General features: G+C 69.1%; 24 protein-coding genes. 12 read left to right on the top strand and 12 right to left on the bottom strand.

Annotation, left to right across the window (positions count from 1 at the left end; translation table 11 throughout):
* Positions 1–90: 90 nt before the first annotated feature.
* From ACRSBM_RS03275 to ACRSBM_RS03255, 5 genes are all read left to right on the top strand, one after another.
* Positions 91–2,067: an alpha-1,4-glucan--maltose-1-phosphate maltosyltransferase gene (locus ACRSBM_RS03275; RefSeq protein ID WP_434439615.1), complete on the top strand. Its 1,977-nt coding sequence runs from the start codon at positions 91–93 to the stop codon at positions 2,065–2,067.
* Positions 2,068–2,117: 50 nt separating this feature from the next.
* Complete coding sequence (gene treS, locus ACRSBM_RS03270) at positions 2,118–3,926, top strand: maltose alpha-D-glucosyltransferase (RefSeq protein ID WP_434439614.1); 1,809 nt, start codon at positions 2,118–2,120, stop codon at positions 3,924–3,926.
* 7 nt (positions 3,927–3,933) lie between these two features.
* On the top strand, positions 3,934–5,244 hold the full coding sequence (locus tag ACRSBM_RS03265; RefSeq protein WP_434439613.1) for a maltokinase N-terminal cap-like domain-containing protein: 1,311 nt from the start codon (positions 3,934–3,936) through the stop codon (positions 5,242–5,244).
* A 2-nt stretch (positions 5,245–5,246) separates the two neighbouring features.
* Positions 5,247–7,448: a 1,4-alpha-glucan branching protein GlgB gene (gene glgB, locus ACRSBM_RS03260; protein ID WP_434439610.1), complete on the top strand. Its 2,202-nt coding sequence runs from the start codon at positions 5,247–5,249 to the stop codon at positions 7,446–7,448.
* Between the two features lie 159 nt (positions 7,449–7,607).
* Positions 7,608–8,978, top strand: coding sequence for a neutral zinc metallopeptidase (locus tag ACRSBM_RS03255; protein ID WP_434439608.1), 1,371 nt, complete (start codon positions 7,608–7,610; stop codon positions 8,976–8,978).
* Between the two features lie 15 nt (positions 8,979–8,993).
* On the opposite strand, the gene ACRSBM_RS03250 is transcribed toward ACRSBM_RS03255, so the two are convergent.
* Positions 8,994–9,446: a hypothetical protein gene (locus ACRSBM_RS03250; RefSeq protein ID WP_434439605.1), complete on the bottom strand. Its 453-nt coding sequence runs from the start codon at positions 9,444–9,446 to the stop codon at positions 8,994–8,996.
* Positions 9,447–9,492: 46 nt separating this feature from the next.
* Between ACRSBM_RS03250 and ACRSBM_RS03245 the strand changes: the two genes are divergently transcribed.
* Positions 9,493–9,690: a hypothetical protein gene (locus ACRSBM_RS03245; protein ID WP_434439602.1), complete on the top strand. Its 198-nt coding sequence runs from the start codon at positions 9,493–9,495 to the stop codon at positions 9,688–9,690.
* A 7-nt stretch (positions 9,691–9,697) separates the two neighbouring features.
* Here the strand turns inward: ACRSBM_RS03245 and ACRSBM_RS03240 are convergent, their stop codons facing one another.
* Both ACRSBM_RS03240 and ACRSBM_RS03235 read right to left on the bottom strand, forming a co-directional pair.
* The gene (locus ACRSBM_RS03240) at positions 9,698–10,138 is read right to left on the bottom strand and encodes a DUF6114 domain-containing protein (RefSeq protein WP_434439600.1); all 441 of its coding nucleotides are present in this window, start codon (positions 10,136–10,138) and stop codon (positions 9,698–9,700) included.
* Positions 10,129–10,719 (bottom strand): DUF6230 family protein, encoded by a 591-nt coding sequence (locus ACRSBM_RS03235; RefSeq protein WP_434439597.1) that lies wholly within the window; start codon positions 10,717–10,719, stop codon positions 10,129–10,131. The genes ACRSBM_RS03240 and ACRSBM_RS03235 overlap by 10 nt, the downstream gene beginning before the upstream one ends.
* 181 nt (positions 10,720–10,900) lie before the next feature.
* On the opposite strand from ACRSBM_RS03235, the gene ACRSBM_RS03230 reads away from it, so the two are divergent.
* On the top strand, positions 10,901–12,343 hold the full coding sequence (locus tag ACRSBM_RS03230; protein ID WP_434439594.1) for a neutral zinc metallopeptidase: 1,443 nt from the start codon (positions 10,901–10,903) through the stop codon (positions 12,341–12,343).
* Positions 12,344–12,375: 32 nt separating this feature from the next.
* Positions 12,376–13,170, top strand: a complete 795-nt coding sequence (locus tag ACRSBM_RS03225) for a helix-turn-helix domain-containing GNAT family N-acetyltransferase (protein WP_434439591.1) — start codon at positions 12,376–12,378, stop codon at positions 13,168–13,170.
* Positions 13,171–13,173: 3 nt separating this feature from the next.
* Here ACRSBM_RS03225 and ACRSBM_RS03220 read toward each other — a convergent pair whose 3' ends face one another.
* Both ACRSBM_RS03220 and ACRSBM_RS03215 read right to left on the bottom strand, forming a co-directional pair.
* A complete protein-coding gene (locus tag ACRSBM_RS03220; protein WP_434439588.1) occupies positions 13,174–13,809 on the bottom strand; it encodes a class I SAM-dependent methyltransferase in 636 nt (211 codons plus the stop codon).
* Positions 13,810–13,895: 86 nt separating this feature from the next.
* Complete coding sequence (locus ACRSBM_RS03215; RefSeq protein WP_434439586.1) at positions 13,896–14,345, bottom strand: hypothetical protein; 450 nt, start codon at positions 14,343–14,345, stop codon at positions 13,896–13,898.
* A gap of 282 nt (positions 14,346–14,627) precedes the next feature.
* Here ACRSBM_RS03215 and ACRSBM_RS03210 point away from each other — a divergent pair, with 282 nt between their 5' ends.
* Positions 14,628–15,581, top strand: coding sequence for a helix-turn-helix domain-containing protein (locus ACRSBM_RS03210; protein WP_434439583.1), 954 nt, complete (start codon positions 14,628–14,630; stop codon positions 15,579–15,581).
* Here the strand turns inward: ACRSBM_RS03210 and ACRSBM_RS03205 are convergent.
* The 4 genes from ACRSBM_RS03205 to ACRSBM_RS03190 form a co-directional block, all read right to left on the bottom strand.
* Positions 15,563–16,414, bottom strand: coding sequence for a 1-aminocyclopropane-1-carboxylate deaminase/D-cysteine desulfhydrase (locus ACRSBM_RS03205; protein ID WP_434439580.1), 852 nt, complete (start codon positions 16,412–16,414; stop codon positions 15,563–15,565). The genes ACRSBM_RS03210 and ACRSBM_RS03205 overlap by 19 nt on opposite strands.
* Positions 16,415–16,618: 204 nt before the next feature.
* The gene (locus ACRSBM_RS03200) at positions 16,619–17,587 is read right to left on the bottom strand and encodes a tetratricopeptide repeat protein (RefSeq protein ID WP_434439577.1); all 969 of its coding nucleotides are present in this window, start codon (positions 17,585–17,587) and stop codon (positions 16,619–16,621) included.
* On the bottom strand, positions 17,584–18,408 hold the full coding sequence (locus ACRSBM_RS03195; protein ID WP_434439574.1) for an SCO6745 family protein: 825 nt from the start codon (positions 18,406–18,408) through the stop codon (positions 17,584–17,586). Before ACRSBM_RS03195 ends, ACRSBM_RS03200 begins: the two co-directional genes overlap by 4 nt.
* 90 nt (positions 18,409–18,498) lie before the next feature.
* Entirely contained in the window at positions 18,499–18,804 is a 306-nt protein-coding gene (locus ACRSBM_RS03190) for an MTH1187 family thiamine-binding protein (protein WP_434452944.1), read from the bottom strand.
* A 51-nt stretch (positions 18,805–18,855) separates the two neighbouring features.
* Here ACRSBM_RS03190 and ACRSBM_RS03185 point away from each other — a divergent pair, with 51 nt between their 5' ends.
* The 3 genes from ACRSBM_RS03185 to ACRSBM_RS03175 are packed head-to-tail and all read left to right on the top strand — an operon-like array spanning position 18,856 to position 21,472.
* Positions 18,856–19,353, top strand: coding sequence for a MarR family winged helix-turn-helix transcriptional regulator (locus ACRSBM_RS03185; protein WP_355294623.1), 498 nt, complete (start codon positions 18,856–18,858; stop codon positions 19,351–19,353).
* A 32-nt stretch (positions 19,354–19,385) separates the two neighbouring features.
* The gene (locus tag ACRSBM_RS03180) at positions 19,386–20,429 is read left to right on the top strand and encodes a phosphotransferase (RefSeq protein WP_434439570.1); all 1,044 of its coding nucleotides are present in this window, start codon (positions 19,386–19,388) and stop codon (positions 20,427–20,429) included.
* A complete protein-coding gene (locus ACRSBM_RS03175) occupies positions 20,426–21,472 on the top strand; it encodes a phosphotransferase (RefSeq protein WP_434439567.1) in 1,047 nt (348 codons plus the stop codon). The genes ACRSBM_RS03180 and ACRSBM_RS03175 overlap by 4 nt, the downstream gene beginning before the upstream one ends.
* Here ACRSBM_RS03175 and ACRSBM_RS03170 read toward each other — a convergent pair.
* The 3 genes from ACRSBM_RS03170 to ACRSBM_RS03160 form a co-directional block, all read right to left on the bottom strand.
* Positions 21,444–21,779 (bottom strand): DUF3817 domain-containing protein, encoded by a 336-nt coding sequence (locus ACRSBM_RS03170; protein WP_434439564.1) that lies wholly within the window; start codon positions 21,777–21,779, stop codon positions 21,444–21,446. The genes ACRSBM_RS03175 and ACRSBM_RS03170 overlap by 29 nt on opposite strands.
* 90 nt (positions 21,780–21,869) lie before the next feature.
* Positions 21,870–22,664: a hypothetical protein gene (locus ACRSBM_RS03165; RefSeq protein ID WP_434439561.1), complete on the bottom strand. Its 795-nt coding sequence runs from the start codon at positions 22,662–22,664 to the stop codon at positions 21,870–21,872.
* Between the two features lie 94 nt (positions 22,665–22,758).
* Positions 22,759–22,995, bottom strand: a complete 237-nt coding sequence (locus ACRSBM_RS03160) for a response regulator transcription factor (RefSeq protein WP_434452942.1) — start codon at positions 22,993–22,995, stop codon at positions 22,759–22,761.
* Between the last annotated feature and the right edge of the window lie 1,031 nt (positions 22,996–24,026).

Here is a 24,026-nt window from a genome sequence, read left to right as displayed (position 1 = left end):
TAGTGGGGGTAACCCGCTGTTGGGCGGCTTTATCGAGCAAGGCAGGATTTATGCAGCAACGCGGAGCGACACGGCGGAAGGGCACTGCCGATGAGCGGACGGCTCGGTATCGATGACGTATCCCCGGTGGTGTCGGCTGGCAGATACCCAGCCAAAGCCGTTGTGGGAGAACACATTCCGGTCTCAGCCACGGTGTGGCGCGAGGGACACGACAAACTCGCGGCGACAGTCACGTGGAGAGGACCGAACGACCGAGTCGCACGCCAGACGCGGATGTACGAGGTCGGCATCGGCCTCGACCGGTGGTCCGCCACGGTGGTTCCGGACCAGGAAGGCGCCTGGACGTTCCGGATCGATGCGTGGAGTGACCCCTGGGGCACCTGGAACCACGCCGTTGAGGTGAAGATCGAGGCGGGACAGGGTCCCGGCGATCTCGCAAACGACCTGGAGATCGGTGCACTGCTACTCGATCGAGTGGCAAGGCGACCCGATCGAAGGCAAGAGCGAGCACTGCTCACTTCCGCGGCGGCGGCGCTGCGGGACGTGGACCGGCCGCTGAGCGAACGCGTGGCGCCGGCCCTCGCCGACGACGTCCAGAAGGTGATGTTCGAGCACCCCGTGCGCGAGCTGATCACCAAGGGCAAGACGCACAAGATCTGGTGCGACCGCAAGAAGGCCGCCTACGGCTCCTGGTACGAGTTCTTCCCGCGCAGCACCGGCGGGATCGACGAGACCGGCCAGTCGGTGCACGGCACGTTCGCCACCGCGACCAAGGAGCTCGACCGGGTCGCGGCGATGGGCTTCGACGTCGTCTACTTCCCGCCCATCCACCCGATCGGCCGGGTCAACCGCAAGGGACCCAACAACACGCTCGTCGCGGGCCCGGAGGACACCGGCTCGCCGTGGGCGATCGGCGCGGACGAGGGCGGGCACGACGCGATCCACCCGCAGCTCGGCACGATCGAGGACTTCGACGCGCTCGTGGCACGGGCGAAGGACCTCGGCCTGGAGGTGGCGCTCGACTTCGCACTGCAGTGCGCGCCGGACCACCCGTGGGTGCTCAAGCACCCGGAGTGGTTCACGACGCAGCCGGACGGCACGATCGCGTACGCCGAGAACCCGCCCAAGAAGTACCAGGACATCTACCCGATCAACTTCGACCTCGACCCGCAGGGCCTCTACCACGAGGTGCTCAGGATCGTCCTGTACTGGGCCGAGCACGGGGTGCGAATCTTCCGGGTCGACAACCCGCACACCAAGCCGCCGGACTTCTGGCACTGGCTGATCTGGAAGGTCAAGGAGGCCTACCCGGACACGCTGTTCCTGGCCGAGGCCTTCACCCGTCCCGCGCGGCTCTACGGCCTGGCCAAGCTCGGGTTCACCCAGTCCTACACGTACTTCACGTGGCGGACGGGCAAACAGGAGCTGATCGAGTTCGGCGAGGACATCCGCGACCACTGGGACGAGTCGCGGCCGAACCTCTTCGTGAACACGCCGGACATCCTGCACGAGTCGCTGCAGCACGGCGGCCCCGCGATGTTCGGCCTCCGCGCGGCACTCGCGGCCACGCTCTCCCCCACGTGGGGCGTCTACAGCGGCTACGAGCTGTTCGAGCACGAGGCCGTGAAGCCCGGCAGCGAGGAGTACCTCAACTCCGAGAAGTACCAGCTCCGGCCCCGCGACTTCGCCCGTGCACTGGCGGACGGGCGAAGCCTCGAACCGTGGCTGCGCAAGCTCAACCACATCCGCAGGGCGCACCCGGCGCTCCACCAGATGCGCACGCTGAAGTTCCAGCACATCGAGAACGACGCGTTGGTCGCCTTCTCCAAGCGTGACCCGGAAACGGGCGACACGGTCGTGGTCGTCGTCAGTCTCGACCCGCACAACTCGCAGGAGGGCACGCTCTACCTCGACCTGCCCGCGCTCGGGTTCGACTGGCACGAGCGGGTGATCGCGCACGACGAAGTCACCGGTGAGACGTGGGACTGGGGACAGGCCAACTACGTCCGCCTCGAGCCGTGGCGTGCCACCGCGCACGTCGTGAGCCTGCAACGACGTTTCTCGTAGGGCACGCTTCAGCTCGCTCAACCACGCACAACCCCCGACGAGGTGGGAACATGGCCGACGACTCCCGTCCCGACGCTGCGCTCGGGCTGGAAGGAACACCACACACCGGCGAAGCCATCGACGACGACGGCTTCCTGGTCGAACCTCAGGCTGAGGACTTCAAGTCGGCCAAACCTGCATCGGCGAACCCGAACTGGTTCAAGGGCGCTGTCTTCTACGAAGTGCTGGTCCGCGCCTTCAGCGACTCCAACGGCGACGGCACGGGCGACCTCAGAGGCCTCGCCTCCCGCCTCGACTACCTGGAGTGGCTCGGCGTCGACTGCCTCTGGCTGCCGCCGTTCTACGCCTCGCCGCTGCGCGACGGCGGATACGACATCAGCGACTTCCGTGCGGTGCTGCCCGAGTTCGGCACCGTCGAGGACTTCGTCTACCTGCTGGAGGAGGCGCACCGGCGCGGGATCCGCGTGATCACCGACCTCGTCCTCAACCACACCTCCGACGCGCACCCGTGGTTCCAGGAGTCGCGGCAGAACCCGGACGGCCCGTACGGCGACTACTACGTGTGGAGCGACGACGACTCGCGCTACGCGGACGCGCGGATCATCTTCGTCGACACGGAGACGTCGAACTGGACGTACGACCCGGTGCGCGGGCAGTTCTTCTGGCACCGCTTCTTCAGCCACCAGCCGGACCTCAACTACGAGAACCCGGAAGTGCAGGAGGCGATGCTCGACATCCTGCGGTTCTGGCTCGACCTCGGCATCGACGGGTTCCGCCTCGACGCCGTGCCGTACCTCTTCGAAGAGGAGGGCACGATCTGCGAGAACCTGCCGCGCACGCACGAGTTCCTGAAGAAGTGCCGCAAGGTCGTGGACGACGAGTTCCCGGGCCGGGTGCTGCTCGCCGAGGCGAACCAGTGGCCGTCGGACGTGGTCGAGTACTTCGGTGACCCGGAGATCGGCGGCGACGAGTGCCACATGGCGTTCCACTTCCCGCTGATGCCGCGGATCTTCATGGCGGTGCGGCGCGAGTCGCGGTTCCCGATCTCGGAGATCCTGGCGCAGACGCCGGCGATCCCCGAGAACGCCCAGTGGGGCATCTTCCTGCGCAACCACGACGAGCTCACGCTCGAGATGGTCAGCGACGAAGAACGCGACTACATGTACTCGGAGTACGCCAAGGACCCGCGGATGAAGGCGAACATCGGCATCCGCCGCCGCCTCGCCCCGCTGCTCGAGAACGACCGCAACCAGCACGAGCTGTTCACCGCGCTGCTGCTGTCGCTGCCCGGTTCGCCCGTCCTGTACTACGGCGACGAGATCGGCATGGGTGACAACATCTGGCTCGCCGACCGCGACGCCGTGCGCACGCCGATGCAGTGGACGCCCGACCGCAACGCGGGCTTCTCGTCCTGCGACCCCGGCCGGATCTACCTGCCGGTGATCATGGACCCGGTCTACGGCTACCAGGGCCTGAACGTCGAGGCGCAGCTCAACAGCTCGTCGTCGCTGCTCAACTGGACCCGGCACATGATCGAGGTGCGCAAGCAGCACCACGCGTTCGCCGAGGGCGACTTCAGCGAGCTCGGCGGCTCGAACCCCAGCGTGCTCGCCTACAAGCGGCTGTGGAAGCGGCCGGACGGGCGCGAGGACATCGTGCTCTGCGTGAACAACCTGTCCCGCTTCCCGCAACCCGTCGAGCTGGACCTCTCCGAGCACCGCGACTACACGCCGCTGGAGCTCACCGGAGGTGTCAAATTCCCCGCGATCGGGGAACTCCCTTACCTGCTGACCCTTCCCGGTCACGGTTTCTACTGGTTCCAGCTGGTAGAGGCGGGCGACGACAGCGAGATGAGGTGAATCGCGCGTGATCGAACCCGACGAGCTCACCGACAAGCTGGTCACCACCTTGCCGGACGTTCTGCCCGCGCTGCGCTGGTTCGGTGGCAAGGACCGCCCCATCAACGCCGTCCGTCCACTGCGGACCACACCGCTCGCCGACGACCTGGTGCACGTGATCGTCGAGGTCGAGCAGCCCGGCCGCACCGACGAGTACCAGCTGTTCATCAGCGAGCACTCCGAGGGCCACGACGCCACGGCCGACCCCGAGCGCAACGGGGTGCTGCTGGCCAAGATCGCCTCCGGCGACCAGGTCGACGGCATCACGTTCGCGCACGAGGAGGGTGTCGAGCTGCGCACCTCGTTGCGCGGCAGGCCGATCGGCGTCGAGCAGTCCAACACGTCGCTGATCTACGGCCAGCAGTACATCCTGAAGATCTTCCGCAAGCTCGCCCGCGGCGAGAACCGCGACCTGGTGCTGCACCGGGCGCTGCGGTCGGTCGGCTGCGAGCACATCGCGCTGCCGCTGGGCTCGATCTCGACCGAGCTCGACGGCGACCCGGTCACGCTCGCGATGCTGCAGGAGTTCCTGCCGGACGCGGTCGAGGGCTGGGACATGGCCAAGACCTCGGTCCGCGACCTGATGGCCGAGGCCGACCTGCACGCGTTCGAGGTAGGCGGCGACTTCGCCGGCGAGGCGCAGCGGCTCGGCCACGCCGTGGCGAAGGTGCACGCCGACCTCGCCGAGGCGCTGGGCACGCGCCTGGCCGACGACGACGCGATCTCGCGCGCGATCGCGGGCATGCAGCGCCGCCTGGACACCGTGCTGGCGGCCGTGCCGGAGCTGACCAGGTACGAGGAGCCGTTGCGCGCCACGTTCGAGGAAGCGCGCAGGCACATCGGGCAGATCCCGATCCAGCACATCCACGGCGACCTGCACCTCGGGCAGGTGCTGCGGACCGTGCACGGCTGGCTGCTGATCGACTTCGAGGGCGAGCCGGCCGCGGGCGTCGAGGAGCGCAACACGTTGCGGTCGCCGTTGCGCGACGTGGCGGGGATGCTGAGGTCGTTCGACTACGCGGCCCGGCAGCTGCTCGTCGGCCAGCCCGACGACGACCAGCTCGCCTACCGCGCGATGGAGTGGACGAAGCGCAACCGGGCGGCGTTCTGCGACGGCTACGCCGAGGTGGCGGCCGACCCGCGGGACAACGCGCACCTCCTGCGCGCGTTCGAGCTGGACAAGGCGGTCTACGAGGTCGCTTACGAGCACGCCAACAGGCCGGAGTGGTTGACGGTTCCGCTGTCGTCGATCGCCCGGATGACTTCTGGAGGAGAGTAGCCGTGAAGGCCGACCTGGACAGGCTCCTGTCAGGTGCCCACCACGATCCGCACTCGGTGCTGGGCGTGCACACCGTAGGCGACCAGGTGATCGCGCGGGCCCTGCGGCCAGGCGCGACATCGGTCGCGGTGGCGTGGGGTGACAAGCAGGTCGACCTGCCACGCATCGCCGACGCCCTGTTCGAGGGCGAGCTGCCGGAGGCGCCCGGCGACTACCGGCTGCTGGTGTCCTACGGCGACCACACGGTCGAGGTCGACGACCCGTACCGGTGGCTGCCGACGGTCGGCGAGCTCGATCTGCACCTGATCGGCGAGGGCCGGCACGAACGGCTGTGGGACGTGCTGGGCGCACACGTCCGTTGCTACGAAACGGTTGCCGGTGACGTCACCGGTGTCTCGTTCGCGGTGTGGGCGCCGAACGCACGCGGGGTGCGCGTGACGGGCGACTTCGACGGCTGGGACGGGCGCGCGAACCCGTTGCGCTCCATGGGTTCCAGCGGTGTGTGGGAGGTGTTCCTGCCGAACGTCGTGGTGGGCTCGCGGTACAAGTTCCGCATCCTCGGCCAGGACGGGGTGTGGCACGAGAAGGCCGACCCGATGGCGTTCGCGACGGAGACCCCGCCGCAGACCGCCTCGGTCGTCACGCGGTCCGAGTACCAGTGGCAGGACGCGGAGTGGGACGCCCGGCGCTCCGCCACGCAGTGGGCGAACGCCCCGATGTCGATCTACGAGGTGCACCTCGGCTCGTGGAAGCCGGGGCTCGGCTACCGGGAGCTCGCGACCGAGCTCGCGAACTACTGCGAGGACATGGGCTTCACGCACGTCGAGCTGCTGCCCGTGGCGGAGCACCCGTTCGGCGGTTCGTGGGGCTACCAGGTCACCTCGTACTACGCGCCGACCTCGCGGTTCGGCTCCCCGGACGACTTCCGGCACTTCGTGGACACGCTGCACCAGCGCGGCATCGGCGTACTGGTCGACTGGGTGCCCGCGCACTTCCCGAAGGACTCCTGGGCGCTCGCGAAGTTCGACGGCACGCCGCTGTACGAGCACGCCGACCCTCGGCGCGGTGAGCAGCTCGACTGGGGCACGTACGTCTTCGACTTCGGGCGCAACGAGGTTCGCAACTTCCTCGTCGCCAACGCGCTGTACTGGATCGAGGAGTTCCACCTCGACGGTCTGCGCGTGGACGCCGTCGCGTCGATGCTCTACCTCGACTACTCACGGCCTGAGGGCCAGTGGCTGCCCAACGAGTTCGGTGGCCGCGAGAACCTCGACGCGGTGCGGTTCCTGCAGGAGCTGAACGCGACCGTCTACCGGCGGCACCCCGGCGTGGTCATGATCGCCGAGGAGTCGACGGCGTGGCCGGGCGTCACGCGGCCGACGCACCTCGGCGGGCTCGGGTTCGGGTTCAAGTGGAACATGGGCTGGATGCACGACTCGCTGCACTACCTGTCGCGTGAGCCGGTGCACCGCTCGTTCCACCACAACGAGATGACGTTCTCGCTGGTCTACGCGTGGAGCGAGAACTTCGTGCTGCCGCTCTCGCACGACGAAGTGGTGCACGGCAAGGGCTCGCTGTGGACGCGGATGCCGGGCGACGACTGGAACAAGGCCGCCGGCGTGCGGTCGCTGCTCGCGTTCATGTGGGCGCATCCGGGCAAGCAGCTGCTGTTCATGGGTGGCGAGTTCGGGCAGCGGGACGAGTGGTCGGAGTCGCGGTCGCTCGACTGGCACCTGGTCGAGCAGGAGCCGTTGCACCAGGGCATCCAGTCGCTGACGCGTGACCTGAACTCGGTCTACAAGACGGCGGCGGCGTTGTTCTCGCACGACGTCACGCCCGAGGGCTTCCAGTGGATCGACGCGAACGACTCCGGCGGCAACGTGCTGTCGTTCCTGCGGATCGGTGAGGACGGATCGACGCTGGCCTGCGTGGCGAACTTCTCCGGGGGGCCGCACCACGACTACCGGGTCGGCCTGCCGTCGTCCGGGCGGTGGAAGGAGCTGCTGAACACCGACGCCGCGCACTACGGCGGTTCCGGGGTGGGCAACCTCGGTGGCGTCGAGGCCGAGGCCAGGCCGTGGCACGGGCGTCCGTTCTCCGCGGTGCTGCAGCTGCCGCCGGCCGGTGTGCTGTGGCTGGTTCCGGACCCCGCCGCCGAGACCGAGCCGGCGCTCGCGCCGGAGATCGAGCTCGCGACCGACTGACCTCAGCGGCAGCGCTCCGTTCCGGCGGAGCGCTGCCGGAGATCGTCACGGGCGCCCAGGCCGGTGAACCCGATCAGGCCGTCACACGTTGGCCTCTGTATGCGCCTGAGTTCGCCGAGTAGGACGCCCGCCGAGCCGTCCGGCAGGCACAATGGGTCCATGCGGCACCGGAGCATCGCGCTGATCGTCGCCACCGCCCTGCTCGCGGTGGGCTGCACCGCCGAGATCCCAGGGCGCCCTCGTGCCGCCAAGGTGGTGAAGAAGGAGGCGTCCAGCCCCACCGTCCAGGTGCGCGGCTCGGACAACGGCCCGATCGACAAGCTGGCCGCCACCGCGCTCACCGACATCGAGGAGTTCTGGACCGAGTCGTTCCCGTCGACGTTCAACAAGCCGTGGAAGCCGCTGACCGGCGGTTACTTCTCGGTCGACACGGCCGACGCCACCGCGAAGCCGCCGCCGTGCACGCAGAAGGCCGCGGACGTGGAGGGCAACGCGTTCTACTGCCCCGCCGCCGACGCGATCGCCTGGGACCGCGCGTCGTTGCTGCCGGTGCTGCAGGACCGCTTCGGCGAGGCCGCGGTGGTCGTGGTGCTGGCGCACGAGATCGGCCACGCGGTGCAGAACCGCATGGGCATCACCCCCGAGGCCGAGCGCCGCGACCCGGACAAGTACCCGACGATCCTCACCGAGGCGCAGGCCGACTGCTTCGCGGGCGCGTTCGTGCGCAACGTGACGGACGGCAAGTCGCAGCGCCTCGACATCGGCGCGGACGCCCTGGACAAGGCGCTGGGCGCGCTGATAACGTTCCGCGACCCGGTCGGCACCTCCCCGGAGGACGAGCAGGCGCACGGCAGCGCGTTCGACCGCGTGGCAGCCTTCCAGGACGGCTACGAGCAGGGCACCAAGTTCTGCGCGCAGATGAGCGTGCAGAACCGCACGTTCACGCAGCGCGCGTTCACCACGGTCAAGGACCGCGCGAACGGCGGCAACCTGCCGTTCTCGGAGATGCTCGAGTCCGTGACGCCCGACCTCGACGGCTACTTCAAGGGCCTCGCGACGGCCGCGGGCAAGACCTGGCCGTCGCCGCGCGCCGAGGCCGCCCAGACCGAACCGACCTGCTCCGGCGACCAGGGACCCGTCGCGTACTGCCCGTCGGACAAGTCGATCAAGATCGACACCAAGGACGAGCTGCCGGCGCTGCACAAGGAGCTCGGCGACTACGCGACCGGCACGTTGATCGCGACGCGGTACGCGATGGCCGAGCTGGCCGTGCTGGGCAGGGCGACGGAGGGCGAGGACGCCTCCGCGGCCGCCCTGTGCCTGGCCGGCGCGTACACGGGCGAGGTGTTCCAGCGCAAGGATGGGTTCGGGCTCTCGCCGGGTGACTTCGACGAGGCCGTGACGGTGCTGCTGCAGTTCGACTACGCGGCGCGTGACGCCCGGGGCGGCAACGCGGTGGATCCGGGGTTCGCGCGGGTGGCGCGGTTCCGGGAGGGCGTGTTCGAGGGCCCGAAGAAGTGCGGTCTCTAGACCGCGCCTTCCTGGTCAGCGCCGCGTGACCGGTGCCTGGTCGGAGACGATGGAGATCCGCGCGCCCGGGATCCTCAACGTGCCGCCGACCAGGTCCGTGTTGCGGATCGTGACCTCGGTGAACGTCACGAACGGCACGTTCAGCGACGGCGGGTGCGCGGCCGTGTAGTCGACCGGGATCTTGACCCCGAGCACGTCCAGGTTGCCCTTGAGCTGCACCGTGAACAGCTCGATCCGTCCCGGCGACACCGTGGACGTGCTGCCCGGCCGTGCCGCCGTGACGAGCTTGACGCCCGGCGCGACCTCGGCGGTCTGCACCAGGTCCTTGATCTTCATGTCGCCGGCCGTGAACTTCAGGACCTTGACGACCTTCCCGCCCAGCAGCACGTCGACGACGCCGACGAAGTCGAGGCCGCCCAGGTCGAGCCGCGAGGCCGTCAGGGTCCACTCGCGCCCTCCCCCCGCCACCGGAGCAGGGACCGGTGGCGGGGGCGCCGACGTCGGAGGGGGCTCCGTGCCGGGCGGAAGCGTCGGCACGGAGGAAGACGTCGGCGGTGGGGTGGCGCTCGTGCTCGACGCGGGTGGCGGCTCCGAAACGCTGCTCGTCGGAGCCGGTGAACTGGTGCCGGGAGCGGACGTGGGTGCGGGTTCCGAGCTCGACGGCGGTTGCAGCGCCAGCAGCGCGACCAGCGCGACCGCGGCCAGCGGCTGAGGTCGCGTCATGTGGGCTGAACCCTCTGCGTGTGCTCCTTCTCCGCGTCGGTGTCGTTGGGTTCCTTGGGCTTTTTGGGCTTCTTGGGCTCGTCCGTCCACGCCACGGCGAGCGCGCCACCCAGCAGGCTCAGGATGGTGCCGGCCAGGAAGCCGCCGAGGTTGGTCACGACCAGCGCGACCAGCGACAGCAGCACCGTGACGATGCCCGCGGCCAGCCGGAACTTCGGCTGCACCCACAGCGAGACCGCGCAGATCGCCAGCAGCGAGCCGACCAGCAACGCGGACACGCCACCGATCGTCCTGATCGAGATGACCATGTCGCCGAGCTGCACGCCGACGAACGGCGGGAACAGGATGACGAACGCTCCCGCGGCCACGAACAGGCCGGCCCAGAAGGGCCGGCCACGTCGCCACGCGGTGAAGCCGCGCCAGAACCTCAGAAGCACTCTTGCTTCCCCTGGCGAATCGTCAGGTTCATGCCCTTGAACCTGATGGTCTGAGCCGTCGTGGCCCAGGCGGTCTGCCGCAGCGAGGTGATGTTCGCCGAGTCGGCCTGCAGACCGAACGAGCCCGGCAGGCCCCGGAGGTTCTCGGGTCCCTTGGTCACCTTGTTGGCGTCGATGCCGATCTCGGGGTTGCCGAGGACCAGGTCACCGTTGAGGTCGGTGAGGTTGACGACCAGGTTGTCGGCCGACATGCCGCCCACACCGTCCGCGGTGATGCGCATCGTCACGTCGCCGACGATCGGCATGTTGCCGACGAACACCGACTGGCAGAACCTGTCGAGCCGCGCCGTCTTGAAACCGCTGACCGCGACGACGTGAACCTTGCCCGCACCTGCGTCCACACCGCCGAACTGGACGAACCCCTGGCCCGTCAGGTTGTCGGCGGAAACCTTGAAATTGGTGCCGGACACCGCGAACGAGGCGGCCAGCGCTCCCTGGGACATGCCGAAGAGGAGGGCTCCGGCACCGACGACACCGATCCCGAGCACCCCGACGAACCGTGCCCAGCGCGTTCTACCCATACCCCCGGACTCCTTCCACGCTGAAGGCTTGCGTGGGCGACTGTGCGCCCGGAAACATCGGCGGGACAACGAAAGCGAGTCCGCGCAGTCTTGAAATCACCCCAGCGAGTGAGGAACTTTCACGTTTGGCCTCTGGTACTTGCTGCACGTGGCCGAACGCCGCTTAGTAGGGTTCGGCCTCATGGGATTCGGACGAATCGCCGTCGCGCTGGCCGTGACCGCAGCCTTGACCGCGTGCGCCTCCGTGGTCGAGGGCGACCCGAAGGGCGAGCGACCCGACCCCACGAAGGTCGCGGGCCTCGAGATCTCCAACGGCCCGTCCGGCCCCAAGCAGGGCGTGCCCGACGCGGACCTGAGCGTGGAGAACGGCGACGGCGGCGAGATGGACCGCCTCGCCATCAACACGCTCGCCGACGTGCAGGAGTTCTGGAAGGCCGAGATCCCGAACTCGTTCCCCGGCAAGACCTTCGAGCCGGTGAAGCGGTTGATCTCCTACGACTCCAACGGCAAGGGCGTCGAGGTCTGCAAGCTCAACACCACCGGCATCGCGAACGCGTTCTACTGCGCGCTCGACGACAGCATCACGTGGGACCGGGGCGAACTGCTCCCGATGCTCGAGGACTCCTTCGGCCCGATGGCCGTCGTGACGGTCCTCGCCCACGAGATGGGCCACGCCGTGCAGTACAAGCTCGGCCCCACCTCCAACATCGGCGCCAACACCCCGTCGATCGTGAAGGAACAGCAGGCCGACTGCTACACCGGCGTCTTCATGCGCTGGATCGCCGAGAACAAGTCCAAGCACTTCGAGCTCTCCACCGGCGAGGGCCTGAACCAGGTGCTGCAGACGATGTTCTTCATCCGCGACAGCGCCGGCACGTCGTTCGAGAAGCAGGGCGCCCACGGCAGCGCGTTCGACCGCGTCTCGGCCTTCCAGTTCGGCTTCGTCCGCGGCGCCGCCCGCTGCGCCGAGATCAACGAGGCCGAGATCGCCAAGCGCATCACCGAACGCCCCTTCGACCTCTCCGACACCGACGAGGGTCACGGCCGCGGCAACGCCCGAGTCGACGAGGACAAGTACCTCAGGGCCCTGGAGGAGTCCCTCCGCGACGCCTACAAGTCGAGCGGCGCCGCCTTCCCCGCGTTCGACCGGGGCGGCATCAAGCCCTGCACCGACGCCCAGACCACGTCCCCGGCCTCCTACTGCCCCGCCGTGAACCAGCTCCAGCTCGACCTGCCGTCACTGGTCAAGATCGGCACACCCCCGAAGAAGGGCTCGAAGGGCGGCATCGGCGACTTCGCCGCGTTCGCCGTCGTCGCCTCCCGCTTCTCCCTCTCCATCCAGCACGCCACGGGCTTCAAGCTCGACGACGACGCCGCGGGCCAGCGCACCGCCTGCCTGACCGGAGCCTGGGCGGGCCTCACCAACCGCCCCAACGCCGCGGCGGGCCTGCGCCTGTCCCCCGGCGATCTCGACGAGGCCGTGGCCGAGCTCCTGGCCGACGACAGCCTCATCGCGGCGGACGTGAACGGCAAGGCGGTCCCCTCCGGCTTCGCCAGGGTCGAGGCGTTCGGCGACGGCTTCTTCCGGGGTCTCTCGTTCTGCGTGAAGAAGTACTCGGTTTGATCTGATCATCGACACTCGTCGATACTTGCTCGGTGCTGACCGATGAAGCCGTGACCTATGCCTCGTGGTTCTCGAGCCTGTCCGACCCGACCCGAGTCCGCCTGCTCCACCACGTGGCCTCCGCTCCGGCGCCGGTCACGGTCGGCGAACTGACGTCGTTGCTGGGCGTGAGCCAGTCCACCTGCTCGCACCACGTCCGGAAACTGGCGGAGGTCGGCTTCCTCCACATCCAGCGCGAGGGCACGACCACCCTCGTCACCGTCAACCCGGCGTGCTGCACGGGCCTCCCCCACGCGGCCGACGCGGTGATGGGCGCCCTGTCCACCGGCTCCCTCCGCCCGGCCCCCGGTGTGATCATCAGGCCCATGACCGCCACCGACTGGCCGGACGTCCGCCGCATCTACGGCGAGGGCATAGCGTCGGGCAACGCGACCTTCGAAACCGAGGTCCCGTCCCGCCGAACCCTGGAATCGAAGTGGCTGCCGGACCACCGCTGGATCGCCGTGGTGGACGGCGACATCGCCGGCTGGGCCGCCGCCACCCCGATCTCGGCCCGCGAGTGCTACGCCGGCGTCGCCGAGACCTCGATCTACGTGGCCGACGCGTCCCAGGGCCGCGGCGTCGGCAAAACCCTGCTGCACCACCAGGTCGCCGCCGCCGACGCCGACGGCCTGTGGACCCTGCAGGCGGTCGTCTTCCCGGAGAACCGGGCCAGCATCGCCCTGCACCACAAGGCGGGGTTCCGCACGGTGGGGCTGCGGGAGCGGATCGCGCAGCACCACGGCGAATGGCGGGACACCGTCCTTTTGGAACGCCGCCGCCCGTAACACTCACGCGGCGCGGGCGTGGACGAGCACGGTTCCGGCCTTGCCGGGTTCGGGAGCCTCGATGGCCTCCGCCACGATCTCGTCGAACCGTGCCGCAGCAAGTTGTTCGGTCCACTGACGGACGGGAAGGTGCCGCTGCCGGACGACCTGACCGGGCCCGTCCTGCCGCTCGGTGGCGGGCGGTTGGGAGAAGGCGAAGACGCCGCCGTCGTTCATTCTGTTGCGCACCAGCGGAAAGAGGGCTTCCGGGTCGGTGAACCAGACCGCCCCGAAGATCGAGTAGACGATGTCGAACGTGGCGTTCGTGCCGGTGAGGTAGTCGAGCGCGTCGGCCGTGACGAACTCCAGGCTGCCGAGATGCCCCCACGTCCGGTGGGCGAGGCCGGCACGGCTGGGGGCGACGTCGATGCCCGTGCAGATCGCCCCCAGGGTGGCGAGGTGGGCCAGGTTGGCCCCGGCGCCGGAGCCGAGCTCCAGCACCCGCTTGCCGCGCAGGTCGCCGAGCACGGTCTCGTCGGGTCCGTGATCGGGATACTGGGTCCAGTTGAGCCAGGTGGTCGCGCCGGCCGCGTTGATGGAGCGGCGTGGCTCGTACTTCGCGGCGTACCGTTCCCAGATCGCAGCGGGAGAGCTGCTCATCAGCGATCCCTCCGGTGGAAAGTCCCTCGTTCCGCGTTCGGGAACGCGCAACGAGGGACGGTATCAGCGGTCGCGCGGGGCGCGGGTTACTTGCGGCCAGGGCTGTCGTGACAACCCGCGTAACACTGGTTGCAATTGACGGACTGCGCGTTCCAGAGCTCGACGTCGAGCGGGAACCCGGCCATGCGGATGGCCCTGATCGTGCTGTTCAGCACCATTGGTCCCTCCGCGCCGTCCTCTGGCAAGTGGGGGATGTGGTGGATGTAGCGGCCGTCGTTGTTCTCGTCGCAGAACAGGAAGTAATTGGGCGTGTCGAGCATGAAGCTGTGCACACCCTCGTCGACGGTCGGCGTCGGCCCCATCGGGATTTCCGGGTTTTCGCCCGCGACCACGAGGTAAGCGACGGCCTGACCGAAGATCCGCTCGGCCATGGCGCGGTCCCTGTCGTGGTCGCGCATGATCAGGCGAACCTCACGGTCCCACACCTCAGCCGGCACACAGGTCCGCGGGTCGCGCAGGGTCACTGCAGTGGACATGCTGCTTCTCCTTGTTCGTGCGGTTTTCCTCGGCCCGCGTGAATCCGCAACTGTTCGACGTGGTGGCTGCCGTCACCCGTCCGCAAGGCGAGCGATCACGAGCTTGGACAGCTCCGCATCCGAACTGATCTCGTTCAGGAACTCGTCCCCCCGCGCCGTGGAGACTCTCCTTGGCATGCCACAAGAAAACCGCACGTCAGAATGCTCAGGAACCCTGCTGGACACTGATCTTGCGCTACAACTTCTCCCTGTTTCAGAGGGAGAAGCTGTAAATTCGGCGAGGTGTCACCGTCGTTTCGAAGTCTCCGCCAGGAACAAGCTGCACTGTCCGCGGCGGCACGAGCTCAGCACAAGACCTGGTGCGAGATCGCACGCGACTTCTCCCAGCGCTACAACGTCAACATGCGCGTCGCCTTCCGCCACGCGCGAGGGTGGAGCCAGCGCGAAGCAGCCGAGCGGTGGAACGCCAGGTGGCCCGCCGACCCCAAGTCGTCCAAGACTTTCTCGTACTGGGAGACCTGGCCCGCACCAACAGGGCACGAGCCATCGATCGGCATCTTGAACCGGCTCGCCGAACTGTACGAGTGCAGCACGAGCGATCTCGTCTCGGACTGCGCCGACTTCCGATCGTCCGACATCGCGTTCACCACCGCGCGGCAACTGGAGCTGATCGGGAACGCGAGATCCGACCTGAACGTCGCCGACCTGGTTGACCAACTCGGACGCGCTGTGCTGTTGAAAGCCTCCTCAGCCCTGACTTCGACGGCTTCCAGCCTCGCCGGCGATGAAGACGCACTCGCCTTCCAGCCGGCTGACGGCAGCGAAACTCCCCGACGCCTCGATGGCATCTGGCTGAGCCGGTACCACTACCACAGCGAAGGCCGCAACGAAGAGTTCGTCGGCAAGCACTACGTGGTCCTTCGCCAACAGAAGAACCGAATCACCGCGCGAAGCCTTAGGCACACCACAGGTTCGAGCATGCTGCTCGACCTGATCACCGATGCCTCGGTCGTCACTGGCACGTGGCGCGAGACGACCTCGCCGACCGGCTATTACCGGGGCGCGGAGTACCACGGCACGATGCAGCTGGTGGTGGACCCGTCCTGCCGGCGGATGCACGGGATGTGGCTGGGCTTCAACCGCAAGTTCTCGATCAACAGCGGTCGCTGGGAACTGGAGTGGTGCGAAAGCGATGTCTCGAAGGACGCTCAGCAGGCCTACGAGCTGAAGCTCTGATCCGCACCCGTCACGACGGCCACGATCCGGCTGCCAGGAGGGAAAACTCCCTGCTCGATCAGGGCGAAGACGCCGTACATCATCTTCGCGACGTACACCCACTCCAAGCGCATGCCGTGGCGCGCCTCGAAGTCGTCGATGAACGCTTCGAGTTCACCGCGCCGCTTCGCGAACCCACCGAAGTGAAACTCCGTGCGGACCGTCCAGTTGGGACTCACGACACCGAACGCCTCACGCTGCAGGCGTTCGACGTCCTCAACGAGGAAGTCTCCGCCCTTCAGGACGGCGAACCCCATCGCGGTCTGGTTCTTCCGCAGGCCGCTCGCGATGCCCGCAAGCGTGCCGCCGGTACCGCAGGCGCAGCAGATCGTGTCGAACTCGATGTCGATCTCAGCCGGCAGTTCGGCACACCCATTGACTGCCAGCGCGTTGCTGCCGCCTTCAGGCAAAAGGTAGAAGTCACCGAACTCGGCGCGCAGCCGATCGAGCAGCTCCACGTCCGTCTTGCGCCGGTACGTGGCCCGGTCGAGGTACCTGAGCGCCATTCCCCTGCCGGTGGCGAAGGCCAAGACGTTGTTGAGCGGGACGTGGGCCTCACCACGAATCACGCCCACGGTCTCGAATCCGAAATGATGGCCTGCCGCCGCCGTCGCGGCGATGTGGTTCGAGTAGGCGCCGCCGAAGGTCAGCAGCCGGGAGTGCCCTTGCTCCTTGGCGGCAGTGAGGTTGTAGCGCAGCTTCCGCCACTTGTTGCCGATGAGCTCCGGATGAATCAGGTCATCACGCTTGAGGTAGAGCCGCACACCACGATGGCCAAGCCGCTCGTCGCGCAACTCCTCGATCGGGGACGGCAGCCGGAGGGACGGGCTGTGCACAGCTTCCCCTCTCGCGCGCCGAAGACCGGATCATCCCAGGCAGCCGCGGAGTCATCGCGTCGAGAACAAGCCAAGTGGTGACTCCCGCCTGGCGCACCAGAGACGGCCCCGCTGGACGGTGAGCCACCACCGACGCCTGGGAACGCACCCGGTGCGACCGGGTCAGTACAGCGCCGAAGCCAGGTTCCGCCGAGCCGCCGCCACCCGAGGATCATCGGCCGGGAACAGCTCGAACAGCCCCACCAGGTGCTGCCGAACCCGGTCCCGATCGTCCCCGTAGACCCGCCGCACGGTGTCGACCAGCCGCTTGAACGCCGCCTCGACGTCCTGCACCGCCACCTGGGCGTCGGCGGCGGCCAGCTGAGCGTCGATGTCCTCGGGCGCGCCGTCGGCCTTGGCGATCACCGCGGGGTCGACGCCCTCGGCCCGTTCGGCGAACCGCGCCTGCGCCAGGCCTTCCTTGGCCAGTTCGTGCGCGGGTTCGGAAGCCAGGATCTGCTCGTAGAACCCCTGGGCGGCCGTGTAGTCGCCGCGCTCGAAGGCTTCCTCGGCCGCGACGATCCGCGGGTCCTCGACGACCTCCTCCTCGGCCACGGGGGCGGCACCGGCCCGTGCCTCACCGGCGCGGATGCCGGGAAGCCGGTCGCGCAGCGCGTCCAGCAACCGGGCGATCCACTGCGACAGCTCCGCGTCGGCGATCGGGCCGGCGAACGCGTCGATCGGCTGGCCGCCGGCGACGGCGACGGTCGTCGGCACCGACTGGACGCCGAAGGCCTGCCCGATCCGGGGTGCGGACTCGAGGTCGACGCGCGCCAGGATCCACGCGCCGCCGGACGCCGAGGCGAAGCGGGTCAGGGAGGCGGCGAGCTGCTGCGACTCCGGGCTGTAGGAGGCGCCGAGCAGGACCACGACGGGCACCTGCAGGGACTGCTCGACCACGGCCTGGAAGGAGGCCTCGGTGACGTCCACGATCCACGGCGTGGAGCCGTTGTCGGGCGCCGGAGCGGCACCGGCGGCGGCTGCGGGCGCTTGGCGGGCCGCGTCGGCCCGGGCCTTCAGGGCGCCCAGATCGACGGCGCCCGAGAGCGCGGCGGACAGTGCGGCGGTCTTGCGAGGATCAGGCCTTGTCACGTGTTCCATCCTGGCACGGCTAGTTCCCGGACCGGGTCCAGGGCCATCGGGTTGACGCGCATCGCCTCGTTGGCCGAAGCGATGCGCAGAGCGAGCGGTGTCATCAGGTCGATGAACCGCGACGTTCCGGCCGCACCCAGCGCTTCCCACGGGGCCAGCGCGGCCGCATCGGTCGCACGTTCCACCGCGGGGAGGTCGCCGGGCAGATCGGAGACGGCTTCCCACTCCTCGACGGTCCAACCACGCGCGGCGCGCATGTATGCCGGATCGAGGGAATGTTCACGGGCGTAGAGCGCAAGCGCTTGGCACGGGCCCACGCCATGTGCCACCAGCGCGGCCACGTGGCCGTCGCCGCGGGCTTCGCGCAGGATCGTGCAGGCGTGCCAAAGCTGCAGGTGGGGCTCGGCAGGCCAGGGGAGCGACCGGTTCGCGGCCGCCAGCGGGCGCCCGGCCACGGGAGCGGCCAGAGCAGCGGCACGCGCCAGCGACGCGGCCTCGGCGATCTCGGGTGTGCCCACTTCCCCGAGCAGACGCCGCAGCGCCCCGTCCACGCCCTTCAGCCGCGCCTCCAGATACGTGGCCGGCGAGGCGACCGCCCACGCGTCCGGGAGAGCGCGCGAGACCTTGCGCGGCGCGAAGTTGTAGAAGACCGCCGTGACCAGTTCGGGTGACGCGGCGCCCAGCGGGGCGGCGCGCATGCCGAAGTAGCCCATCCACCCGCCCTTGCACCCCAGCGCGTCGGTCGCCGCGCGCGATTCGGGCGTGAAGTACGTGACGTCGTGGTAGGGCTCGAACCTCAACCAGAGCTGCCTCGCGTCCACGCCCGACACGCTAACCCAGCGGGCGCCGCCGCACGGGTGCGCTCACCGGGGCGGCGTAGAACGTTCGGCCATCCGGGGAGACCGGCGGCGTCAGGGCATGTCGGTGAGGTGCTCCTCGATCCGGTCCACCTTGGCCTTCAGCTGCCCGGTGTAGCCGGGCCGGATGTCCGCCTTGAGCACGAGCGACACGCGTGGGGCGCTGGCCTGCACGACCTCGGTCGCCTTCTTCACCACCGCCATCACCTCGTCCCATTCGCCTTCGATCAAGGTGAACATCGCGTTCGTCTCGTTGGGCAGGCCGGACTCCCGCACGACCCGGATCGCCTCGGCGACGGCCTTGGCGACGCTTCCCGACGAGTCCGAACCGGACGGAGCGACGCTGAACGCGACAAGCACACGTGCCTCCTGCTGATCCACGAGTTGTACTGACTGGTAGCTTCCGTGCACATGACACCGCTGCCGTTCGATCCGATCGCCCGCGCGGCCGAGCTGTGGGACGACCGGGTGGGCTCTTCCACCTCGATGGCCGCCGTCACGAGCGTCATGCGTGTCCAGCAAATCATCCAGTCCGCCGTGGACGCAGCCCTCAAGCCGCACGGACTCACGTTCGCGCGCTACGAGGCGTTGGTGCTGCTCTACTTCTCCCGCAAGGGCGCGCTGCCGATGCGCGTCATGGGTGAGCGCCTGCAACTGCACCCCACGAGCGTGACCAACATCGTCGACCGGCTGGAGAGCGACGGCCTGGTCCGCCGCACGCCGCACCCGACCGACCGCCGCACCACGCTGGTGGAGATCACCGACGCCGGTCTGCAGCGCCGGGAGAGCGCGACCGCGGCGGTCGTCGAGGTCAACCTGGGCCTGAAGGGCCTCACCGACCGGCAGACCGAGCAGCTCACCGACCTGCTCGCCAAGGTCCGCCGGGCGAGCGGCGACTTCGAGGACTGAAATCCGGTTGAGCGCGCCGCGATGATGGTCGCGTGACGGAACGGTCGATCATCGCCCTGGTCAGCGCCCCCAGCGGGTTCGCGGGCCGCACCGGGGCCATCGCGGTCGAGACGCCGAGCTGGAACCACGTCGAGCCGGTCAACGCGGCTCTGCGGGACCTGCTCGGCGTGGAGACGAGCGTGCTCCGGCTCGTCTCGGCCGAGGGCGGCCGGGTGCCGGTCGGCGGTGTCGTCACCTACCACGTCGAAGCACACGGTGAACCGGATCGCACGCACCTCAAGCCCGCCGACGCACCCGAGCCGGACGCCGAGCACAGGCTGCCGTGGGCACGGCTCGGCGGACCGGCGGAGCTCGTCGCCTGGGCGGACACCGCGGTCACCCGCACCGGACCGGCGGTCCAGGTGCGGACGTGGAACCTCTCCAGCGTGCACCGCCTGCCCACCGCGGACGGCCCGGTGTGGCTGAAGGCCGTGCCGCCGTTCTTCGCCGACGAGGGCACCGTGATCAAGATGGTCGCCGCGCACGATCCGACCCTGGTGCCAGAGGTGCTGGCCTCCGCACCCGGCCGGGTGCTGCTCAGCCAGGCCGAGGGCGGCAACTGCTGGCAGCTGACGCCCGAACTGGTCGAGCGCGTCGTGCCGCGCTGGGTCGCCGTGCAGAACGCGCTGGCAGGCGACGCTCAACTGCCGCCGTCCGCCGTGCCGATGCCGTCGTTCGGGCTGCCGGACACGCTGGTGCACGGCGACTTCCACCCCGGCAACTGGCGCAGCAGCGGAGTGGTCATCGACTGGTCCGACGCGGTGTGGGGCCACCCGGCGCTCGACGCGTGCCGGCTCATGTCGTTCAGCCCGGACCTGAACGAGGTGATCAGCCGCGTCTGGAGCGAGGCGTGGCTGGCACACCGCCCGGACAGCCGGCCGCTCGAAGCGCTCGACGTCGCCCGCCGCGCGTCGCACCTGCACAACGCGGTGCGGTACCAGGAGTTCCTCGACAACATCGAGGAATCCGAACGGATCTACCACCGCGACGACCCGGCGGAGGAGCTCAGGGCCGCTCTCCGGCTGGTGACCGCATGACGGGCCGGACGATCATCGCCCTGGTCAGCGCGCCGAGCGGGTTCGCGGGCCGCACCGAGGCGATCGGGGTCGACTCACTCGACTGGAACCACGTCGAGCCGGTCAACGAGGTGCTGGAGCAGCTGCTCGGCGTGCCCACGCACGTGCTGCGGCTGATCTCCGTCGAGGGCGGCGGGAGCTCCTTCCGCGGTGGCCTCGTCACCTACCACGTCGAGGCCCTCGGGGAACCCGACCGCACGCGGCTCCGCCCGGCTCGGGAACCCGAGGCCGACGCGGAGTTCCGGCTGCCGTACGCGCGGATGGGCGGACCGGCCGAGCTGGTCGCGTGGGCCGACACCGAGATCGACCGCACCGGGCCCGCCGTCCAGGTCCGCACCTGGAACCTCTCGACCGTGCACCGGCTTCCCACGGCGAACGGCCCGGTGTGGCTCAAGGCCATCCCGCCGTTCTTCGCCGACGAGGGCGCGGTGATCGAGATGGTCGCGGCGCACGACCCGACGCTGGTCCCGGAGGTGATCGCCGCGGCACCGCAACGGGTCCTGCTCGCCGACGCACCGGGCGACAAGTGCTGGCCCGTCACACCGGATCACGTCGACCTGATCGTGCCGCGCTGGGTGGCCGTGCAGAACGCGCTGGCGGGCGAGCCACGGCTGCGCCCGACCGCCGTGCCGATGCCGTCGTTCGGACTGCCGGACACGTTGACGCACGGCGACTTCCACCCCGGCAACTGGCGCCGCGGCGGCGAGGTCATCGACTGGTCCGACGCCGTGTGGGGCCACCCGGCGCTCGACGCGTGCCGGGTGCTGGAGTACAGCGAACCCGCGCTGCACGACCACATCCGGCGGGTGTGGAGCGAGGCGTGGCTGGAACACCGCCCGGACAGCAGGCCGCTCGAAGCGCTCGACGTCGCCCGCCGCGCGGCACACCTGCACAACGCGGTGAAGTACCAGGCGTTCCTGGACAACATCGAGGCCTCCGAGCGGATCTACCACGAAGGTGATCCGCAGGCGGAGCTCAGGGCTGTTCGGAAGCTCGCGCGGTAGCGGTCTCGTCGAGGCGGCCGGTCTTCGCGGCCCAGCGCTCGAAGATCACCGTGCCGAACGGCGGGATGCTCGACAGCAGCGCGAGGACCAGCGTGCGGCCGTCCCACTTCAGCGGCTCCTTCGTCATCAGGGTGACGAGGATGAAGCCGACGAAGACGATGCCGTGGATCGGGCCGAAGATCTTCACGCCGATCTCGTTCTGCACGACGACGTACTTGAAGAACATCCCGAGCAGCAGGCCCGCCCAGGAGATCGCCTCGGCGAGGGCGAGGATGCGGAACCGTCCGACCACGCTGGAGAACGTCATGGCTCACCATCATGAACCGTGACGGAGAGCACACGGCCACCGGGGCTGTCAGGTATGTCCTGTTTCTCCCAGCCGAAGACGCGGAAGCGGTCAGTAGTTCGCCGCCAGCAGCGGGCTCGTGGCGTAGAGGTCGTTCAGCCTGCGCAGCGCCGCGGCGAACTGGTCGAACCTGGCGCGGGGAACGGCCGCCCGCACCTCGCCGACCACCTGCCAGAGGTACCGGTGCTCGGCGGTCTCCATGAGCGGCGGCGCCGGTTGGTCCCCGATGTCGGCGGCGAACACGAGCGCCACCGCCGCGGCGCGCAGGCAGGCCGTCGCGAGGGTGACGCAGTCCTCGACCAGCGTGCGGTCGTCCTGTTCCCGCAGCACACCGGCGATGGCGAACCGGACTGCCTGCATCAGCGCGAGGTGGAGGCGCTGGCCGGCCAGGGCGCGTTCGTGCGGGAGGTGTTCGGCGCCGGGGCCGGGCGTCACGACCGTCATGCCGACCTGGGGACGGCGCAGCACGTGGTCGAAGAGCGCGGTGGGCGCCCACAGCAGCGTGCGCCAGGAGTCCTCGCTGATCGAGGTGTCCATCCTGGCCGCGTTCTCCAGCACGTCGAGGTAGGCGATCAGGATGCCGGACAGGAAGACGCCGCCGCGGTCGCCGCCGACCCGGACGACACCGAAGCGTTCGTCCTGGCCGGTGTCGGGGACCCAGCAGCCGGGCGCCCACTGGATCACGCCGCTGCTCGCGAGCACGACCCTGGCGAGCCGCTGGTGCACGGCCGGTGCCGAGAGCACGGTGTCGTCCAGCCCCATCTGGACGAGCACGGACGCGGCGTGCTGGAGCGACTCGCGCTGCTGCGGCACGAGATCGGGGTGCAGCAAGCGGAACGGCTCCACGTCACCTCTCTTCGGCGTTCTTGTCCTCACGATGAACGGCATGCGGCCGGAAGTCATCCGGATAGAGCACAGCGTTACGTCTCAGTTGGACATGTCAGTTCGACTGGGCCCACGCGGCGAGCTGCGCGCGAGACGAAAGGTTCAACGTTGTCTTCACGTTGTGCACGTGGGATTCCACGGTCCGATGCGAGATGCCGAGCTTCGCCGCGACCTGGGCGTTGGTCAGACCCTGCGCCACCAGTTCGACGACCATGCGCTGCCGGTCGCTGAGCACCGGGTCCTGCACGATCTCCTCGCCCAGCGCGGTTTCCAGGGCGTGCCGCACGTCCATCGCCCGGCCCGCGTTGAGGGCTCTGCCGAAAGCCTTCCTGGACAGGGATTCCCGGGCGAGGTCCAGTGCCGCGACCACCTTGCTCCGCCACCAGGGATCCGACGGGACGACCCACGTCGTGCGCATCTGCTGGCAGGCGGCCAGGAGGCGCACGCCGAGCTCGTGCCGTCCGGACAGCATCGCGACCAGGCCACGGCCCTCGACCGACTCCAGCACGGCACGCGGGGTGTCCGCCATCATCCGCGCGCTCTCGGCGAACCGGGCGCCGGCCGTCGCCAGATCCTGCCGCTCCAGCGCTATGCAGCCCGACGTGTGCACCGCGACGGCGACAACGTCCTGCCGTGCATGGACTCTGAGGACCGGCAACGCCGTCTCCACCAGGCCGGCGGCGCCGTCGACGTCACCCTGGACGAGCAGCAGCCAGCCGAGGTTCTGGCTCGACACAGCGACACTCACGTCGTTGCCGTTACGTACGCCGTGCTGGATCGACTGGCGTAACGCCCATGCGGTGTTCGGCACATCGCCCATGGCGTCGTAAGCGTTCGCTAACGTCCGGAACAGCCGGCACATGATGTGGTCCTGCCCGCCCGCCACCGCCGTTTCCACCGCCTCGACGGCGTACTTCACCGCTTCGTCGTGCCGTTCCTCGTGTCCCGCCAGCAGGGACGCGTACTCCAGCGCGAGGATCCGGTAGCGCGCATCGGCGGGCGACTGGTGCAGCACCTGCAGCAGGACCGAGCCCGCCTCGGTGAAGTAGCCGCGGTCGAAGCACACCCGGAGCAGCATGGTGGCGAGCATCAGCCGGCGATCGTCCTGCGGTGCCACCAGATGGGCGAACGCGTACACCACATTGTCGTACTCGTGGTGCTGCGCCTTGACCTGCTCCGGCGCGAGGATCGACGACGAGACGCCGGGTTCGCCTTTTTCGCAGAGCCACGCGATGATCCGCTCCGCCGTCACCTCGTGCTCGCCGTGCTCCCTGAGCCGTTCCTCGGCGTAGAGGCGCACCGACTCGAGCATCCGCAACCGGC

The sequence above is a fragment of the Lentzea xerophila genome (assembly GCF_051094245.1).
GTDB classification, from domain to species: domain Bacteria; phylum Actinomycetota; class Actinomycetes; order Mycobacteriales; family Pseudonocardiaceae; genus Lentzea; species Lentzea xerophila.
Note: the sequence above shows the minus strand (reverse complement) of the source record. Positions and strands in the feature narration are given on the sequence as shown.